Origin of the sequence: Pseudomonas sp. Pse1 (assembly GCF_024519635.1) — a bacterium.
GTDB lineage: Bacteria > Pseudomonadota > Gammaproteobacteria > Pseudomonadales > Pseudomonadaceae > Aquipseudomonas.
Window position 1 is genome coordinate 301,077 of record NZ_JALJRO010000003.1, and the last position, 19,322, is coordinate 320,398.

General features: G+C 60.6%; 14 protein-coding genes. 8 read left to right on the plus strand and 6 right to left on the minus strand.

Going from position 1 to position 19,322, the window contains the following annotated elements; translation table 11 throughout:
* Window positions 1–22 precede the first annotated feature (22 nt).
* Window positions 23–316 (plus strand): co-chaperone GroES, encoded by a 294-nt coding sequence (locus tag NR126_RS06485; protein WP_027619745.1) that lies wholly within the window; start codon window positions 23–25, stop codon window positions 314–316.
* Between the two features lie 51 nt (window positions 317–367).
* Window positions 368–2,011, plus strand: coding sequence for a chaperonin GroEL (groL, locus tag NR126_RS06490; RefSeq protein ID WP_027619746.1), 1,644 nt, complete (start codon window positions 368–370; stop codon window positions 2,009–2,011).
* A 73-nt stretch (window positions 2,012–2,084) separates the two neighbouring features.
* On the opposite strand, the gene NR126_RS06495 is transcribed toward groL, so the two are convergent.
* Window positions 2,085–2,828, minus strand: coding sequence for a phosphatase PAP2 family protein (locus NR126_RS06495; RefSeq protein ID WP_256829913.1), 744 nt, complete (start codon window positions 2,826–2,828; stop codon window positions 2,085–2,087).
* Between the two features lie 220 nt (window positions 2,829–3,048).
* Between NR126_RS06495 and colR the strand changes: the two genes are divergently transcribed.
* From colR to NR126_RS06520, 5 genes are all read left to right on the plus strand, one after another.
* Window positions 3,049–3,732 (plus strand): two-component system response regulator ColR, encoded by a 684-nt coding sequence (colR, locus tag NR126_RS06500; protein ID WP_027619748.1) that lies wholly within the window; start codon window positions 3,049–3,051, stop codon window positions 3,730–3,732.
* Window positions 3,722–5,002 (plus strand): HAMP domain-containing sensor histidine kinase, encoded by a 1,281-nt coding sequence (locus NR126_RS06505; RefSeq protein ID WP_027619749.1) that lies wholly within the window; start codon window positions 3,722–3,724, stop codon window positions 5,000–5,002. Before colR ends, NR126_RS06505 begins: the two co-directional genes overlap by 11 nt.
* Before the next feature lie 182 nt (window positions 5,003–5,184).
* Complete coding sequence (locus NR126_RS06510) at window positions 5,185–5,853, plus strand: class I SAM-dependent methyltransferase (RefSeq protein WP_027619750.1); 669 nt, start codon at window positions 5,185–5,187, stop codon at window positions 5,851–5,853.
* Window positions 5,854–5,857: 4 nt separating this feature from the next.
* The gene (locus tag NR126_RS06515; RefSeq protein ID WP_027619751.1) at window positions 5,858–6,571 is read left to right on the plus strand and encodes a lipopolysaccharide kinase InaA family protein; all 714 of its coding nucleotides are present in this window, start codon (window positions 5,858–5,860) and stop codon (window positions 6,569–6,571) included.
* A gap of 2 nt (window positions 6,572–6,573) precedes the next feature.
* Window positions 6,574–6,801 carry a hypothetical protein gene (locus NR126_RS06520; protein ID WP_033866290.1) on the plus strand — a complete coding sequence of 76 codons (228 nt, stop codon included), beginning with the start codon at window positions 6,574–6,576 and terminating at the stop codon, window positions 6,799–6,801.
* A 76-nt stretch (window positions 6,802–6,877) separates the two neighbouring features.
* On the opposite strand, the gene NR126_RS06525 is transcribed toward NR126_RS06520, so the two are convergent.
* The 5 genes from NR126_RS06525 to NR126_RS06545 all read right to left on the minus strand — a co-directional run bounded on the left by NR126_RS06525 (window position 6,878) and on the right by NR126_RS06545 (window position 14,820).
* On the minus strand, window positions 6,878–9,904 hold the full coding sequence (locus NR126_RS06525) for a multidrug efflux RND transporter permease subunit (protein ID WP_256829914.1): 3,027 nt from the start codon (window positions 9,902–9,904) through the stop codon (window positions 6,878–6,880).
* Between the two features lie 13 nt (window positions 9,905–9,917).
* Window positions 9,918–11,069 carry an efflux RND transporter periplasmic adaptor subunit gene (locus NR126_RS06530; protein WP_027619753.1) on the minus strand — a complete coding sequence of 384 codons (1,152 nt, stop codon included), beginning with the start codon at window positions 11,067–11,069 and terminating at the stop codon, window positions 9,918–9,920.
* A 101-nt stretch (window positions 11,070–11,170) separates the two neighbouring features.
* A complete protein-coding gene (locus NR126_RS06535) occupies window positions 11,171–12,268 on the minus strand; it encodes a DUF1513 domain-containing protein (RefSeq protein ID WP_256829915.1) in 1,098 nt (365 codons plus the stop codon).
* Between the two features lie 14 nt (window positions 12,269–12,282).
* The gene (locus tag NR126_RS06540) at window positions 12,283–13,347 is read right to left on the minus strand and encodes an imelysin family protein (RefSeq protein ID WP_027619755.1); all 1,065 of its coding nucleotides are present in this window, start codon (window positions 13,345–13,347) and stop codon (window positions 12,283–12,285) included.
* A gap of 45 nt (window positions 13,348–13,392) precedes the next feature.
* On the minus strand, window positions 13,393–14,820 hold the full coding sequence (locus NR126_RS06545; protein ID WP_256829916.1) for a di-heme oxidoredictase family protein: 1,428 nt from the start codon (window positions 14,818–14,820) through the stop codon (window positions 13,393–13,395).
* Window positions 14,821–15,018: 198 nt separating this feature from the next.
* On the opposite strand from NR126_RS06545, the gene NR126_RS06550 reads away from it, so the two are divergent.
* Window positions 15,019–19,275, plus strand: coding sequence for a dermonecrotic toxin domain-containing protein (locus NR126_RS06550; RefSeq protein WP_256829917.1), 4,257 nt, complete (start codon window positions 15,019–15,021; stop codon window positions 19,273–19,275).
* Window positions 19,276–19,322: the final 47 nt, after the last annotated feature.

Below are 19,322 nucleotides of genomic sequence, written 5' to 3' on the forward strand. Positions count from 1 at the left end.
CTACAAGTAGGAGAGATCGACAATGAAGCTTCGTCCTCTGCATGACCGCGTCGTCATCCGTCGCAGCGAAGAAGAAAAGAAAACCGCTGGCGGTATCGTTCTGCCAGGTTCGGCTGCTGAAAAAGCCAACCACGGCGAAGTTCTCGCTGTAGGCGCCGGCCGTGTGCTGGAAAACGGTGAAGTGCGTGCTCTGGCCGTGAAAGTGGGTGACAAGGTCGTGTTCGGCCCGTACTCGGGTAGCAACACCGTCAAAGTCGACGGCGAAGACCTGCTGGTAATGGCTGAGAACGAGATTCTCGCTGTTATCGAAGGCTAATACCTCAGTTCAATTTCCCGCGACTACTCAAGTATTTAAGGAATATCGATCATGGCTGCTAAAGAAGTTAAATTCGGCGATTCCGCCCGCAAGAAGATGCTCGCCGGTGTCAACGTCCTGGCTGACGCAGTAAAAGCGACCCTGGGCCCGAAAGGCCGTAACGTGATCATCGAGAAGAGCTTCGGCGCTCCGACCATCACCAAGGACGGCGTTTCCGTTGCCAAAGAAATCGAACTGAAAGATCGTTTCGAAAACATGGGCGCGCAACTGGTAAAAGACGTTGCTTCCCGTGCCAACGATGACGCAGGCGACGGCACCACCACCGCTACCGTTCTGGCTCAATCGATCGTCAACGAAGGCCTGAAAGCCGTCGCTGCCGGCATGAACCCGATGGACCTGAAGCGCGGTATCGACAAAGCGACCATTGCTATCGTCAAAGAGCTGAAGTCCCTGTCCAAGCCATGCGCTGACACCAAGGCGATCGCTCAGGTCGGCACCATCTCGGCCAACTCCGACAACTCCATCGGCGACATCATTGCCGAAGCCATGGGCAAAGTCGGTAAAGAAGGCGTGATCACCGTTGAAGAAGGCTCGGGCCTGGAAAACGAACTGTCGGTTGTAGAAGGCATGCAGTTCGACCGTGGCTACCTGTCGCCGTACTTCGTCAACAAGCCAGAGACCATGACTGCCGAGCTGGACGGTCCGCTGATCCTGCTGGTCGACAAGAAAATCTCCAACATCCGCGAAATGCTGCCAGTACTGGAAGCCGTTGCCAAAGCCGGCCGTCCACTGCTGATCGTGGCTGAAGACGTTGAAGGCGAAGCCCTGGCGACGCTGGTTGTGAACAACATGCGTGGCATCGTCAAAGTCGCAGCCGTCAAGGCTCCAGGCTTCGGCGACCGTCGCAAGGCCATGCTGCAGGACATCGCCGTCCTGACTGGCGGTACCGTTATCTCCGAAGAGATCGGCCTGAGCCTGGAAAGCACTACCCTGGAGCACCTGGGCAACGCCAAGCGCGTGACCCTGTCCAAGGAAAACACCATCATCGTTGACGGTGCTGGCGTTCAAGGCGACATCGAAGCACGCATCAACCAGATCCGTGCCCAGGTTGCCGAGACTTCCTCCGACTACGACCGTGAAAAACTGCAAGAGCGTCTGGCCAAGCTGTCCGGCGGCGTTGCAGTGATCAAGGTTGGCGCTGGCTCCGAAGTTGAAATGAAAGAGAAGAAAGCCCGCGTTGAAGACGCCCTGCACGCTACTCGTGCAGCCGTTGAAGAAGGCGTGGTACCTGGCGGTGGCGTGGCACTGGTTCGCGCTCTGCAGGCCATCAGCGAACTGACCGGCGACAACGCTGATCAGAACGTCGGTATCGCCCTGCTGCGTCGCGCTGTTGAAGCGCCACTGCGCCAGATCGTTGCCAACTCCGGTGACGAGCCAAGCGTTGTCGTCGACAAGGTCAAGCAAGGCGAAGGTAACTTCGGTTACAACGCAGCGACCGGCGAATACGGCGACATGATCGAAATGGGTATCCTGGACCCGGCCAAAGTGACTCGTTCGGCTCTGCAAGCGGCTTCGTCGATTGCCAGCCTGATGATCACCACCGAAGCCATGATCGCCGAGATCAAGGAAGACGCTCCAGCTGGCGGCGGCATGCCAGACATGGGCGGTATGGGCGGCATGGGCGGCATGATGTAAGCCAGCCTTACCCCGTACGAAAAAACCCCGCGCTGCGAAGGCAGGCGGGGTTTTTTATTGCGCCTGGTTTGCTTTATGAGGCGGCGGGCTTGGCCTTGGCAGCAAGCTCGGTCGCGACAGCCGGTCGATACAGGACGTAGTAATAAGAGCCCAGGCAGATTAGCCAGCAGAACACGGCGGTCCACACATTGTGCGAAAAGAAGTGCGCACCTTGCATCATGCGGCTGATGGAAAACACCGTGCCCAGGCCAAACGCGAAGACGAAGGCCATGCGTGCCAGTTTCGGCCGACGGTCACGCAGGACGAAGAACAGGCCGAACAAGGCGAAACCGGTGGCGGCATGACCGCCAGGCCAGCAGCGGCCCGGTTTATCGGTCGCTGGCCGCGGGCTGAGCAGTTCGCTGTAGGTTTCCTTGCCGCCGAATTCTTTCAGGCTCCAGGGACACTGCACTGCCGTGACCGCCTTGACCGGGGTGACAAAGGCCGTGGCCAAGCCGAGGGACAGCACCAGGCAGCCCAGTTCGCGTTTGAATGGCGTTAGCCGCGCTACGAAGAACGAAGCGATAAAACCCAGCACCGCCAGCACCGAGAACACAATCACTACCTGCTTGGCCCGGTCATGCAGGATGTTTTCCAGGAAGTAGCTGTGCCGGCCGATGAAGCCGCCAGCCTGCGGATCGTAGAACAACTGCGCCAGGCTCATGTCCAGTGAGGTCAGTTCAAGCAACAGCAGGGTGATTGCGGTCACGGCGGGAATGCCCAGGCAAATCCACAGATTCAACGGGCGAGAGGCGGGACGCGAAAGGGTTGTGGGCATCGGGCGATCCTGAGCATGGATAAAGGTGCAGCGGGAACCAGCGCGCCAGTCTGAACCCTGTCGCGTAGGCTCGGTGTGAACAGCGGGTGAAAAATTTGTGAGCCGTTTTGCCGTGAAATTGACTGCACGTGGGCGGGGCAGACAACTCTGGCCCTTCGCCGCACTTGGCCTTAAGCTGCGCGAGCCAAGACGGCCGTTTCTGTGTACGGAGCAAGATCCCATGCGAATTCTATTGGTTGAAGACAACCGCGATATCCTCGCCAATCTGGCGGATTACCTGGGGCTCAAAGGCTATACCGTGGATTGCGCACAGGACGGCTTGTCGGGTTTGCACCTGGCGGCCACCGAGCATTACGACCTGATCGTGCTCGACATCATGCTGCCCGGCATCGATGGCTACACCCTGTGCAAACGCCTGCGTGAAGACGCTCGGCGCGACACTCCGGTGATCATGCTCACCGCCCGTGACCAACTGGATGACCGATTGCAGGGCTTCAAGTCCGGCGCGGACGACTACCTGATCAAGCCGTTCGCCTTGTCCGAACTGGCCGCGCGTATCGAGGCGGTGATGCGCCGAACCCAGGGCGGTGGCCGGCGAGCGCTGCAGGTCGGCGACCTGAGCTACGACCTCGATACCCTGGAGGTGACCCGCGAAGGGCGCCTGCTGAAGCTCAACCCGGTCGGTCTGAAGCTGCTGGCGGTATTGATGCAGAAAAGTCCCCACGTGTTGCGCCGGGAAATCCTCGAGGAAGCCTTGTGGGGCGATGATTGCCCGGACAGCGACAGCCTGCGCAGTCATGTCCACCAGTTGCGCCAGGTTATCGACAAGCCGTTTGCCAAGCCCTTGCTGCAAACCGTGCACGGCGTCGGTTATCGCTTGGCCGAGGGGCGTGATGGAGTTTAAGCAGAGCCTTGCCCAGCGGATCATCATTGCCTTTGCACTGATGAGTGCGCTGGTTGCGGGGGCGTTCGCCATGGGCATCGTGGCGACCGTTCACCTGGTGGAAGAAAAACTGATTTCCGCGGGCCTTGGCGGTGACCTGCAACGCCTGCTGCTGATGGACAACATGTCTGACTGGAGCCATCGGCCGGAACCCGATCAGTTGTTCTACTTCACCGGCGGCCCTGGCGATTTTGACCTGCCCAAGGATTTGCGTCATCTGGATGCGGGGTTTCACGAAGTATTCCGCGAACAATTGTCGTACCACGCGATGGTCGAGATCGTCGATGGTCGGCATTACGTCCTGTTGCAGGATCAGAGTGATTTCGAGGAGCGCGAGCGAATCCTGTTTGCCGTGGTCCTGGTCGGCTTCGTCCTGAGCCTGGCATTGGCGGTATTCCTCGGTTGGGTGTTGGCACGCAAGGTCATGGCCCCGGTGGTGCGTCTGGCCCGGCAGGTCCGTCATCGCGACCAATTGCTGGGGCTGGCCCCGCCTTTGGCGCCGGACTATGCCGCCGATGAAGTCGGGGAGTTGGCGGTGGCCTTTGATGCCACCCTGGGTCGCTTGCGTCAGGCATTGAACCGCGAGCGGCTATTTACCAGCGATGTCAGTCACGAGTTGCGCACGCCCTTGATGGTGCTCGCGACGTCCTGTGAGTTATTGCTGGAAAATCCGGCGCTCGACCACCGTGGCCGCGCCCAGGTTGAACGCATCGCCCGGGCCTGTGAGGAAATGCGCGAGCTGGTGCAGACTTTCCTCATGTTGGCGCGGGCCCAGCGCGAAGCGGCAGGGATGGCGCCGCAGATGACGCTGCGTCAAGTGGCGGAGGATCTGCTCGGGTCATGGCGCGAGCCCATCGAGGCCAAGGGACTGGAGTTGGTCCATGAACCTGGCAATCCACTCGATACCCCGTACAACGCGACTTTGCTGCATGCGGTCATGGGCAATCTGTTGCGCAATGCCTTGCACTACACCGATCGCGGCTTTATCCGCCTGACCCTGTTGCCGACCGGCTTCCTGGTGGAAGACAGCGGTGTGGGCATTCCCGAAGAGAAACGCGAGGCCATGTTCGAACCCTTTGTGCGGGGCAACGAACAACGGGGTGAAGGCCTGGGGCTCGGTCTGTCGTTGGTGCAACGGATTTGTGAAAACCAGGGCTGGACGGTCAGTCTCAGTCATATGGAACCGAATGGCTGCAGATTTCATGTGGAATTGACCCTGTCTCATCCCTAACGTCTTGTTTTTGTGAGACTTGTAGGTTGGTTCCTACGGTATTGGGTAAGTAACCGTGCCGTTAAGGTGTAAAACTCTGTAATACTTCAGGGCTTTTTCCAACGAAATTTTCACATTTGACTCACCTGAAACTCACGCCGCGCTCCCTAAGGTTACCGTCATCAATTGAGGAGACATTGATGATGGACGACCCGATCAAACTCGAATTTTCCGAGAAATATGACGACGCGCACGCCCAGCGTTACCTACGCAAGCACAAGGACGGTCTGGGCCGCCAGTTGTCGCACAAGCGTGATTTGCAGCTGGGACGGACCGCGCTGAAGCGGGTGGGAGAACCAGGCCTGGTACTGGATTTGCCCTGTGGCGCCGGCCGTTTCTGGCCAATGCTGGCGGAAAAATCCAATCGGGTGATTATCGGTGCGGATAACTCGGCCTCAATGGTCAAGATCGCCACTCAGTCGCAACCCGCCCATGTGGTCGAACGGGTACGACCTTTGCAGACATCTGCATTCGACATCGCGCTTCCCGACAACTCCGTGGACAGCATTTTCTGCATGCGCCTGCTTCACCACATCGGCGAGGCCGAGCATCGGCTGGCCATCCTTCGGGAATTCCAGCGTGTCACCCGCGACAGCGTGATTCTTTCACTGTGGGTCGATGGCAATTTCAAGGCCTGGAAACGCAAGCGCGCCGAAAAATCCCGGGCGCAGGAAGGTTACCAGAATCGCTTTGTGTTACCGGCTGCTACGGTTGAAGCCGAATTTGAGCAGGCTGGCTTCCGGGTACAGGAACATTTGGACTTCATTCCGCTCTACGCCATGTGGCGCGTTTATATTTTGCGAAAGAGGTAAGGGCATGGCAGTTGAACAGGTATCGCTCGCGCAGATCGCGCCTGAAGATCGTTTTGATTACTTCTGGAGCCAGCGTGGCGAATGGGTGGAAGAGCCGAATGTTCGTCGCGGTGGAGAAAGTGGCGTACAGCGTATTCACGCACCTGGTGGCCAACTGCTTTATGCCAAGCGGCAAACCGGCCATATCTACCGTAGCTGGTTGCACCCGTTCGGCCGTCCCACCGTGCTGCGTGAACTGGACGCATTGACCGGGCTGCACAAGCTCAATGTGCGCGTGCCGGAAATCGTCTTCTGTGGCGCCCAGCGCGATCCTGTTCATCAATGGCGCGCGCTGTTGGTTACCAAGTCCCTTGATGGCTTCGTCGAAATCGAGGACTGGTACGCCAGTGGTGGTCGCGAGCGTCACGGCGAGGCTGTGCATGATCGCCTCCTCAAGGACCTGGCGGACAATCTTGCGCGGATGCACAAAGGCCGCTGGCAACACAGCTGCCTGTACATCAAGCATGTTTTTGTCCGGGTGACTGGCGAAGGCGAAAATGCCAAGGCAGAGGTGGCACTGCTTGACTTGGAGAAGTGCCGGCAACGCCTTTTGAGCACTCAGGCGGCAGCACATGACATGAAACAACTGCGTCGCCATTCGTCGTTCAAAGCGGCAGATTGGGACCGACTCGTCTATTTTTATAAGACGGCGTTTGGCAGCGCTATCAAAGGTTTATAGCGATGAAACTAGAAATTGCTCGAGGTTTGTTTTTAGTGGGAGCCTTGGCAGTTGCTTCATTGGCGGTGGCTGCCTGGGAGGAGCCCCGCACGCAAGTTCTCAGCGCTGTGCATGGTGAGGCGCATTGTCCCTTGCCCCGGGTAGTGAAGGCCTCGGAAAATGTTCGGCCTGACAATGACTTGCTGCTGTTCATTTTTGGCATGGCCCAGGGAATGAGGCCGCAAAGTTGAAAGCAATGAAGCCCACCTGAAAAGGCCTCGCAGTTGCGAGGCCTTTTCGTTGGTGCAGCTTTTCCAGAGGGTGCCTTCAGGCTTTGTCGGGTTTAGCCAGGAAGGTGTAGACGCAGGGCAGCACGAACAGGGTGAACAGGGTGCCGATGGACATCCCTGTCGCGATCACCATGCCGATGTCGAAGCGACTGACTGCACCAGCGCCCGTGGCGAGGATCAGCGGCACCATGCCGAACACCATGGCGGCGGTAGTCATCAGTACCGGGCGCAGGCGGATCGCCGCCGCTTCTTCCACCGCCTCGCGGGGCGTCAGGCCCTTGTCCTTGCGCAACTGGTTGGCGAACTCGACGATCAGGATCCCGTGTTTGCTGATCAGGCCGATCAGCGTCACCAGGCCCACCTGGGTGTAGATGTTCATGCTCGACCAGCCGAGGAACAGCGGGATCAAGGCGCCGCAAATCGACAGCGGGACCGTCACCAGGATCACCAGCGGATCGCGGAAACTCTCGAACTGCGCCGCCAGTACCAGGAAAATGATCGCCAAAGCCAGGGCGAAGGTCACCCACAGCGCAGCGCCTTCCTGAACGAACTGGCGTGAGGCACCGGCGTAGTCGAAGGCGAAGCCGGGCGGGGCTTCTTCCTGGGCTATCTGGCGCACGGTTTCAATCGCCTCCCCCATGCTCACCACTGGGAAACCCGAGAGGATCGCCGAATTGAGCTGCTGGAACTGGTTGAGTTGGCGCGGTCGTGCGCGGTCGGTGACGGTGATCAGGGTCGACAGCGGCAGTAACTCGTCCTTGGCGTTTTTCACGTAGTAGTTGTTCAGCCAATCCGGATTGTCCCGGTAGGTGCGCTCGACTTGGGCGATGACCTTGTAGCTGCGGCCTTCAATAGTGAATCGGTTGATCTCGGCTTCAGCCAGCAAGGTCGCCAGGGTGGTGCCGAGGTCGAGCATCGAGACGCCCATCTGCGCCGCCTTGGCCCGGTCGATATCGACCACTACTTCCGGTTTGTCGAAGGCCAGGTCGATGTCGACAAAAGCAAATTTCCCCGACTCCATTGCACGCTTCTTGATCCGGTCAACCACCGCCAGCAACGCCTCGTAGTCGTTGGCGGTATTGACCACGAACTGGAACGGCAGGCCTTCGCCCGTGCCCGGCAGCGAGGGCAGGTTGAAGCCGAAGATTTGCAGGCCGGCGATTTGCGACAGCTTGCTTTGCACCTCCGGCAGGATTGCCATCTGGGTACGGCTGCGCTCGTTCCAAGGCTTGAGCAGGAAGCCGCCGATACCCGATTGCACGCCGTTGAAACCGTTGATCTGGAAGGAGGAGTAATACTCGGGGAACTCCTTGAAGATCGCGATGAATTCGTCGGTGTAGGTGTTCAGGTAATCGAGGTTGGTCGGCTGTGGGGCGTTGGCGATCATGAAAATAATGCCCTGGTCCTCATCTGGCGCCAGCTCCGACTTGGTGAACTTGAGCAGCACTGGAATCAGGCACAGCACGATCACTGCGAACACCAGCACCACCGGCCGGGTATTCAAGGTGCCGTGGAGCATGCGCTGGTAGCGGCGCTTGAGTCCTTCGAAGATCAGGTCCAGACGATGGGCCAGGCCCGACGGGTTCTGATCATGACGCAGCAGGTAGGCACACATCATCGGCGACAAGGTCAGGGCGACGATCCCGGAAATCACTACGGCGCCGGCCAGGGTCAGGGCGAACTCCTTGAACAAGGCCCCGGTCAGGCCGGTGAGGAAGCCGATAGGGGCATACACCGCCGCCAGGGTGATGGTCATCGAGACCACCGGCAGGGCGATTTCCCGCGCGCCCTCCAGCGCCGCGTCAAACGGCGTCTTGCCTTCCTCGATATGCCGGTGGATGTTCTCCACCACCACGATGGCATCGTCCACCACTAGGCCGATCGCCAGCACCATGGCCAGCAGGGTCAGGAGGTTGATCGAGTAGCCCATCAGTTGCATGAAGAACATCACGCCGATCATCGACAGTGGAATGGTCACCACCGGGATCACCACCGAACGCAGCGCGCCGAGAAACAGGAACACCACGACGATCACGATCAGCACGGCTTCGAACAGGGTTTTCACTACCTCGTTGATGGAGGCCTGGATGAACAGGGTCGCGTCGTAGGCAATTTTTGCCTTGAGGTTGGGCGGCAGCTGGGACTCCAGTTCCGGCATCAGCTTGCGCACTTCCTTGATCACGTCCAACGGGTTGGCCGCCGGCGTGGCCTTGATCCCGATGTACACCGACGGGGTGCCGCCGAAGGAGCTGATGGTGTCGTAGTTTTCCGCGCCCATTTCCACTCGCGCCACGTCGCTGAGCAGCACCCGGCTGTCGCCGTCGACTTTCAGCGGGATGGCGGCGAAGGCTTCGGCGGTTTTCAGCTCGGTATTGGCGTTGACGCTGGTGACCACATACTCGCCCTTGACCTCACCGGCGGCCGAGAGAAAGTTGTAGCGGCGCACCGCGTTGCTCACGTCGCTGGCGCTCAGGCCAAAGCCTGCCAGTTTCACCGGGTCTAGCCACAGGCGCATGGCGAACACCTGGTTGCCGAGGATTTCGGCTTCGGCCATGCCCGGCAAGGTCGCCAGCTTGGGCTGGATGACCCGCGACAGATAGTCGGTGATCTGCGGGTTGCTCAAGTCCTTGCTGAAGAAGCTGATGTACATCAGCGCCGAGGCGTCCGCCGCCTCCTTACTCAGCACCGGGTCTTCGGCATCCTGAGGCAGCTTGTTCTTGACCTCGTTGGCCTTGGCCAGCAATTCGGTGAACAGCCGGTCGCTGTTGGCGCCGATCCGCGCATAGATCGAAATCACCGAGAAGTTCTGTCGACTGACCGAAGTCATGTAGTCGATGCCTTCGGCACTGGCCAGGCTTTGCTGCAGGGGTTGGGTGATGTAGCCCTGAATGGTTTCGGCGTTGGCCCCGGGATACGCCGTGGTCACGGTGATCAGGGCGTTTTCCATCTGCGGGTACTGGCGCAGCGGCAGCTTGCTCCAGGCCTGGAATCCCAGCAATACGATCAGCAGGCTGACCACGGTGGCGAGCACCGGGCGACGAATGAACGGGTCGGTAAATGCCATGGTAATTCCTTGATCAGTCCGCGCTTGGCTGACTGTTCTGATCGGCCGGCAGATTTTTGTCCGGGCTGACGACGATGTGCATGCCGTTGTCGATTTTGATCTGGCCGGCGCTGATAACCTGCTCGCCGCTCTGCACACCCTTGTTGATCAGCACCAGGCCCTCGCGGCGTTCGCCGGTTTCGATGAAGCGGCGCTCGGCGATCAGGATTGGCTGACCCTTGTCGTCTTTCTCGGGCTTGCCCTCGGCGTCTTTTTTCTGTGCGACCACGTACAGCGAGTTGCCGTACAGGGTGTAGGTCACGGCACTTTCCGGAATCACGATCTTGTTCTGCGGATCGGGCAGCAGCACTTGCAGGCTGGCGAACATACCGGGCAGTAGTTTGCCGTCGGGGTTGCTCAGGGTCGCGCGCACCAGCACGTTGCGCGTGGTTTCCTCGACTTTCGGGTTGATGGCGCTGATGGTGCCCGGGAAATTCTGCTCGGGGTAGGCGGCAATGCTGATGTTGACCGGCTGGCCCAGGGCAATCTTCGGCACCGACTGTTCCGGGATGAAGAAGTCGACGTACAGGCTGCTGAGATCTTGCAAAGTGGCGATCACCGTGCCGCTGGCCAGGTAGTCGCCGACATCGACCTGGCGAATACCGATGGTGCCGCTGAAGGGTGCGGTGATGTGTTTTTTCGCCAGCGAAGCCTTGAGTTGATTGACGATGGCCTTGTTGCGCGCCAGTTGCGCATTGAGCCGGTCGTACTCGCCCTTGGAGATGGCGCTGCTGCCCACCAGTTGGCTGCCGCGACCGAAGTCCAGCTGCGCCAGGCCGAGGTCGGCCTTGGCGGTTTCCAATAGAGCGCTTTCCACGGCGTTGTCGAGTTGCACCAGCGACTGGCCTTGCCTGACCTGCTGCCCGGATTTGAATTGCACGTCGGTCACGGTGCCGGTGGCTTCCAGGCTCAGGTCGACCCCTTGCAGCGCCTTGAGGGTGCCCACCGAGGGCAGGCGCACTTGCCACGGGCGTTCGCTGGCCGTGACCACCGCCACACTCTCCGGCGGTTTCGGGACCGAGAAGGTCTGGATCATCTGATAGATGGAAAAGGCTTTATAGCCCCCCAGGATCAGCACGATCAGCAGCACAACCCCCAACATGATCAGCATGCGGCGACGCAGCATATTCCACTTCCTTGGAAAAAATCAGGCGAGACAGGCGGCACATTACTACCAGTGTGCCAGCGATTCCAGTGACTGGCCCGGGCGATCCGGGCCATGCCCATTCAAATCAGATGCAGATGGTTGTCCCAGAGCCCTGCGGGCAAATCCAACGGCTTGGCCATGAGCGGTGCCTGGCGGCAATCGTAGAAACGGCAGCGGCCTTGACCGGATGTCACGACAAAACCGTCGGTCACCGCGCCGACCCCGGCGCAATCGGGCAACGGTGCATCGAGCTTGACCTCGCCACTGTCCAGGTCCCAGATGAAAAACCGGTTGCCCCGGGGCGCCGTCAACGCCACCAGGCGCAGTTCACTATGGACCGCGACGCTGGCGGTGTAGTGCCCCATGGCCTGCAACTGATGCTCGTCGACCGGGAACGCGACGAAGGGTTGGCCCGGGCGCTTGATCGCCAGTAACTCGGAGGATTCGTGGGACGGGCCCATGAACTGCTGGCCGGTGACGATGGTGCCGTCGCTGGCAATGCCCATATGCCGCACACTGTTCATCTGTTGGCCGAGGGTTTCCTTGCTCAGCAGGGTGCCATCGCGCTGCATCAGCACCAGGCTCGGTTCCATGGCGTCAAGGTTCATCTCGATCCGGCTTTCGGCTTCGGTACGAATGCCACCGTTGGCCACCACCAGGGTTTCGCCGTCGGGCATCCATGACACCTGATGCGGACCAATGCCGTGGGTGGAGATTTCGCCGCTGTGAACCAGGCGCTCACCTTCGAAGCGGTACACGCCCAGCAGGCCGCGACCGGGGTCGGTGGTGTCGTTTTCCGTGGCGTACAGAAACTCACCGTCCTTGTGAATCACCGCATGGCCATAGAAATGCCGGTTGGGGCGCGAGACCAACGTCTGCAGTAGCGTGCCATCGCGCAGGTCCACCAGATAGCTTTCGGTCCCCGGGCGCCGGGCGACGAACAGGGCGATGGGCAGTTCAGGGTGATTAATGATGTCGTGACAGCGCTGACCGACTTCGGTGGCAAACACCCGGGTGCCGTCCAGGCGGTAGCCCGCGGCGTAATGCTTGCCGTCGCTGTCGTCCCGCGCCGACAACAGCAACGGACCCTGGTCCTTGTGATTGAGCAGCTTCCAGCCACCCAGCGTCACCGCACCGAGCAACACACTGCCGAAAGTCAGAGCCTGGCGTCGCAACATCGCGCTAACCCTCATCAGTCACCGTCGTTGGCATTGAAGCCCAGTTGAATGCCCAGCGCCTTGGCCAACTCGCCTTCGTGCAGGCGGTGGACGACGTTGAGGCTGTCATAGATATCGTTGAGCTGCTGGCGGCCGGCATCATCGTTGAGCATTTCGGTCAACGAGCGCTGGCTGCTGTCGAACAGTTTCAGCGAGGCAGCGTACGCGGCATCGATCTTGTCCGCCAAGGGCTTCTGCTCAGCCGGCAACAGGCCGCGCAGGCCTTTGTTGTCGACCCCGACCCAAACCGTTTGTGCCGCCGCCAGACTGGCCTGCAGGCTTTGCAGCGACGACTGGCTGCGCCATGCGTCAGCCTGGAACGGTTGCGGGATGCCCTTGCTTTGGCGGCCCATCGGCGTACCGAGCTTTTTCTTCAGGGTGTCCAGGGCGGTGACCTGGGCCCGCAGCAGATCGGCGATGGCTTCGTGGGAGTCGGCGTAACGCTGGTTAGGGAACTTGGTCATCTGCGCCAGCATGCCGTCGGTGCTGTTCCAACTGGCGAGGATTTCTTCGGCCAGCAGCTTCTGACGCTCGCCAATGGCGGTCAGCAGTGGGCAGTAACGGGCTTTCTGCGCGGCATCGGCCACGTTGCTCTTTTCATCGAACAGAATGTACTCGTAGGCCGACAGGCCTTGAACCACGACGCTGGATTTGGCCAGCGCGGCGGCATCGATCTGCGGTTGTGCGGTGAGCAGTTGCTCGACCTGACGGCCCACCAGGTTTTTCTTGTCCGGCCAGAACTGCACCTGCCAGGAACGATTGCCCTCGGCCAGCGGGCCGACCAGCAGCGGTTGCAGCTCCGCCCAGGCTTTTTGCGCGTGGAGGAAGTCGGCGCGGGCGGTCGCCAGGTCAGACTTGCCTTCGCAATAGGCCAGGGCACTCACAGCCAATTGCCGGTCGGCGTCGACCCAGCGGCTGTAGGTCGGCAGGATCACTTGTTTGGCGATCGCCGCCGAGGTCACGGCTTGCGGGTCTTGCGGCGCGCAGGCGCCGAGGGCGAGGGCGGCGAGGCTGGTGAATAACAACTTGGGACGAAACATGTCGGGCTCCCTATGAAAATGGGGTCAAGCGTATGGGAAAGATGTCTAGAGCGAATTCAGAAATGCCAACAACGCAGCGCGCTGCTCGGCATTGAAAGCCAAAACCTGTTGCTGCGCCGCCTGGGCTTCGCCGCCATGCCAGAGCACGGCTTCGAGCAAATTGCGGGCGCGGCCATCATGCAAGAACTGGGTGTGGCCGCTGACCGTTTGTGTCAGGCCAATGCCCCACAGCGGTGGCGTGCGCCAGTCACGTCCGGTAGCCAGGTACTCGCTGCGGTTGTCCGCCAGGCCTTCACCCATGTCGTGCAGCAGCAAATCGGTGTAGGGGCGAATTTCCTGATCGGCCAGTTCAGGTTCGACGGCCTCGGCAGAGGTGGTGAATTTCGGGGTGTGGCAGGACTGGCAACCGGCCTGGAAAAACAGGGTCTTGCCAGCCAGGACCTGGGGCGCGTCGACATCGCGGCGGGCCGGTACGGCCAGGTTGCGAGCGTAGATCAGCATCAGGCGCAGGATGTTGTCGCTGACTTCCGGTTCGCCTTTCGGGCCATTGCCGTTAGGCGCCTGGCGGCAGTCGACCTGGGCCTCGGTGCAGTCATCGAAAGGCCGCAGGCTGGTGGTCAGGCCCATGTCGCCGGAAAACGCGTGGACGTTTTGCTGATTGAGGTTCGGTTGCCCGGCTTTCCAGCCAAAGCGTCCGAGCACAGTCTTTTGTTGCGCGTCATCCCAGACCATGTTGGGCCGGCCCTTGATGCCATTCCGGTCCTTGTCCTGCGGGTCGGCGTTAGCGAGGATGTCCGCCTCGCTGATGGACTCCAGCAGGCCGAGGCCGATCATCGGTGGGGCGATACGCGCGGAGAAGCGCGTGTCCGGGTGCATCGGGCCATAACCCAGTTGGGTCAACACCAGGGTGGGTTTGCGCAACTCGACTTCGGTGCCGTCCTTGAAGCGCACGATCTGCGGCTCATAGTCGACGCGTACCTTGCCCTCCGGGGTGACGCCGGGCACGGCCATGTCCTGCAGCTGTCCGCCGTAGACCGGTTCCGGGACCACACCCTGCTGCTCGATGACCTTGGCGTAGGCCGGGTCATTGGGGATCGACAGGCGCACCAGCATCGACACGGCACTATAGGCATCGGGTGCCGGCGGGTGACCGCGGCCATCCCTGATGTGGCAGTTCTGGCACGCGTTGGTATTGAACAGCGGGCCCAGGCCGTCGCGCGCCGTGGTCGTCGCCGGGGCGATCACCCAGGGATTGTGGAAAAAGCTGTTGCCGACGCTGAAATCCAGGCGGCGGATTGGCGACAGGTTGGCCGACGGCAGGGAAAACGCGTTCTGATCGAACTTGTACACCGTCGCCGCCCCCGCAGAGCGGGCCTCGCCAATTTCAGCCTTGGTGAAGCGTGAGGCGTCATCGCAGGCACTCAGGCCCAGCGCCAGCAGCGGTGCGGACAAGCGAAGAAGCAACGAGGGCATCAGAGATCCTGAGAAACGAGCAAAACAAGGGCGCAAAGTCTAACAGGGCGTGGGACTTTGAATAAGAGGAATTAGCGTTTGCTTGACCGTTAGCGGGTTTGGGGGGAGGTGCGTTGCATTCGTCCCTACATATCTACCCCACATGGCGCTCGCCCTGACGTGAGGATGCGGCTCGAGCCATCATTATCGAGTATCGCCATGTTTACTGAGTTCCTACCGCCTTCACACCTGCGCGAGCAGATCGATAAGCGGGACAATCCGGCGCAGGCAGCCCTGCGCAAAACACTCTCGGCATTGGACACTGAGGTGACTGAGCAGTTAGCGCTACAGCCGACGTTCCACGCCTTCGTGCAACAGCGTTGCGACGAGGCGTTTGCCGACCTGGCGCCGGGTTTGCAGCTGCTGCATTGCTTTGTCCAATCCGGCGAGCAACCCCAGGCCATATCCGTCTCGTCCCTGCTGCCGAGTCTGATGGATGCCGCCGTGCGGCGGATCGTCAGCTCCGAGCCCGCCAACTATGCCGAGCGCGTGACGGTGTTTTACAGGGTGCCTGCCGGCGGCTCCGCACTCGAGCGTTATACCGACCTTGATGCGGCGCAATTCGACGCTTTTCTCGATCGGCTGGCCCACGACTTTTCGCTGCACTACGGCTTGTACCTGCAGCGCTATTGGAGCAATCCACTCAGTTCGAGCGACACCCGACCCCGCCAGCAATGGCTGGAGGAGCTCCGGCGTGAGCAGATGAAGACCGAGTGTGCGCTACTCAAGCTCGATGGCCTGCTCGACAGCGATGCACAAACACTGCTCGAGACTGTGCTGCAATACCCGGATGCCGTGGCCCGACAGCGGCTCAGACGCTTGCGGCCCTGCGTCTATGGCCTGGGGCTTGGGGCGGACGACGCCTCTGTGATCCCCTTGCAGGGCGCTGTTGTGCTCACCGCCCGTGATCCGCAGGACGCCCAGGAGGGCTGGGAGACCGGCCCGGTTGCCCCCATGGTTCGCCCCATTGAACCGAACGCCAACGCAGGGCGGGTACTGCTGTTTATTCCTGATCGGGGCCTGGAAGCATTTGACTCGCTGGCCAGTCTTGATCGCGAGTTGCATCGACGGCTCGGCGATCCCCTAGAGTGCCTGGGTTTGCTGCAATGGGTGGCCGACAAGGACCAGAACGCTGTATCGACCCTGGCTCGCAGCGCGTCGTCGAGCGGCAAGGTGCGCTATCTGGAGCGCCTCGATTCGCCTTTCTCCTTCACGATCGAATCACAGTGCCTGTTGATTCGCGATAACGCGGCATCGGCTATTGCCCGCTACCAGGCGCGGGGCGTTCACGCCGACATGACGGACTTGCCACGCGCGCTGGATCGGGTCAGCGACCTGCAGCGCGTATTCAACGTCGGCAGTGTTCTTCAGGCGCGGCAGCAAAAGCGCACGTTGGCGGCCCTGCAGACGTTCCTTGGCAGCGCCTCTGATGGCGACAAAACAGCCTGGGTCAGTGCATTCACCGACTATGCTGAGGCATTGGCTCATCTGCCTGATCCCGAAGGCCTTCCGTCGCTCAGCCAGTTCAGTGATCGGCGCTCCTTGTTGATCTACAGCAATCGCCAGCTGCGCGCCGTGCTCGAGTCCGAGTATGGGGTGACGGTGGACCCGGATAACATTCTGGTCACCACGTCGGAACCCGATATTGCTGCGGTGACCTATGCGCCCGGAGCCCACGGCTCAACTATCACCGAGCCTCGGGGGGCGCCGCGCAAGTATCGTTCACGGACATTGACTGAACTGGCCCTGGAAAATGTCGCTGGGCTGGATTTCAATTTCAGCAACTTCTCCACGTTGACCCTGAAAGCCGAAAGCCGCTCAAGGCCCGCCGGTATCCCACTGTCGCCGAACCTCAATCCGGTTGCAGGCAGGCCTGTTTACCAGGACCTGAGCGTGGAGCAGGTCAAGGACCTCGTGCGTCGAGTCAATGTCGGTCAAACCTATCGGGATTTTTTGTCCGAACACTTGACCACCTCAGAAGCGGCGACCCTGCGCAAGCATACGTTTGCCCGACTCATGGCCTTGCAACTACGCCTTGATCTCATCGAAGCGAAGATCGCCGGTGACTTTGCACCGGATCGATTAGCGCGCGGCTACCACTGGGTCAAGGCCGTGCTGGACCATCCCGTCGACAATCATCAGCGGGTAGCGGTCGAAGGTCACCGGATCATCGTGCAGTGCCTGCACATACGCGGACAGCGGGTCCGTGGCGTATTGCTGTTTTCCACCGCGACCCAGGGTGGTGGCAGCGTCGTGGTGTACACCCCGCAGGCGCCCGATGGCCGGGTGTTCCACGAGTACGCCAGGGAGGACTTGATGCAGGCGCTCGTGCACAACAGTCGCTGGCGCGACTATCTGGTCGCTCGGGTGGCGCTGGCGTTTCAACCTCAGGTCCGGGCTTCGATGCAGGGGCGGGGGGACGTCTCGGTGGTCAATCTTGTCAGGATCGAACAAAACCTTTTCGAAGAGGGCTACGAGACCGAGGCCAATTTTGCGATCAATGACGCGGCAGCCCAAACCACCACGACCGGTCAGACCGATATCGAAACCGGCCTGACCATCGGCGATATCGTCCTGGACGTGGTGACCCTGGTCCTGCCGATTCGCGTGACCTTGCCCATCGGTCTGGCCCGCAGTCTGTTTGCCGTATTCAACGCCATCGAAGCCGGGAAAGTCGGCGATCGCTCCGCTACCGCCCACTACGTCGTGCGTGCATTGGGTGAATTTACCGGGGCGCTGGTCGATGGTGCGGTCGGCAAGGGCATTGTTGGGGCGAAACCCCTCGCAGCGGTGAAGGTGGCGTCAGCGGCACGCCGGCTGAACCCGGAAATGGCCCTGGGCAAACGACCCCAGGGAGTGACTCCCTTGCCAGGCTGGGAGGACAAAGGTATCCATTATCGAACGGCGAAAGTGGAGGGGGGCCGGCAGTACTTTCTCAAGGACGCCGATCATTGGTACTCGATCCTTGATGAAGGCTTTGAAGAAGCCTGGCGTGTGCGTGACGCGCGCAAGCCTGTCCAGTATCACTATTCACCGATCCGTCGAAACGCGGCCGGTCGCTGGGAGATCGGCACGCACCCGGATGCGCCGGCACGGGGTGGTCTTTCTCCTGAGCGCGCCCTCAGGGATCTTTACCCTTCGCTGGACGAGTTTCAGGCCCGACGCGTGTTTGAGTCCTTTATGTTTCCCCGGGGACGCGAAATGGAGTTCGGCCTGAGCCTGGTCCATTATTTGCGCGCCCGTCGGACCCTGGAGATGTTCGACAGCTATCTGATGGTCAGCCCCGAGCGCCTGCAATTGCGCCTCAGGGGCCTGGACCTGGCGCCAGACTTCAGTGGCGGGGGTGTGGTTCGCGAAAATCTTCCCGCCACGCCCCTCGAGCCGGTCCCCGGCCCCAGCCGGCCAGCCCCGGTGCCTACGCGTCCAGCCCGTCCTGCCAACGAGCAATTTGTCGATTGGGGACAGGCGATGGATCCAGCCCAACTGCGTTTGCTCAATCCTGAGCAAGGGATTTATCGGCGTATTGTCGGGGATCAGCAACTGATCGGCCGCGAATACGTCAAAATCGATCAGCGCTATTTCCCGATCCTGCCCGCGGGGGCAGACATCAATAGCGGGGTAATACTGATGCATGAGCCGGGCATGCCCCTCGATAGCTTCGTGGCGTTCGAGCAGATGCTCGGTGCCGATCTCTTCCGCCAGCCAAGACTGGCAACGTTCAACACGCCGCTGTCGCGCTGGGTGCACGCAATGGAGCTGTCCTTCGAGAAGACCCTGGCCAGCTATGTGGCAGACGCATTTCCGACCTTTAGCCATAGCACGCAGGTGCAGATTGCCAACGTGCTGTTCAACCTGGGTAACCCTTCGGGCTTGACGGTCTGGGGCATCGCCGCGATCCAGCGCACCCTGCAGAGTTGGCGTTCGTTGTCTGTGCCAACGATCCCCGTGCTCGGCGACCCCCTGTCCCTGCTGCCGCTGACACGTACGAATGCCGCCGGGATCTGGCAACTGGAGAGTGTGCCCTCTCTTTACCACTGCCTGAGTTTTCGTACCGATGGCGTGCAGGCGTTGCTGCATGGCGTCATGGCGTCGCCAATCGATAACGGGCTGAAGGCGCTGATGGTCGAGCGACTGGTGGTCAACCACTACCAAATGGTCGCGGGTTTCAGTCAGCCCGGTGAATTGCTGTTCAGGCGTCCGGGTAGCGACAAGTTGTTCTGGTTGTCTCTGCGCAAGGCATACAACGGATGGGTTGAAGGGCCCTATCAGGTAGCACCCAGGCTCGAGTTGATGGATGCCTGGACGCAAACACTGATCACGCGGGCGCAAGCCAGCGACAATTTTGTGCAGCTTGTCGGCGGCGCTCATCTTCCCGCGCCAGATGCGCGAGCGAGCATCTTCATGTTCCGGATCTAACGTATTGCGCACAAAAAAATGCCCCGAACCAGTCGGGGCATTTTTAT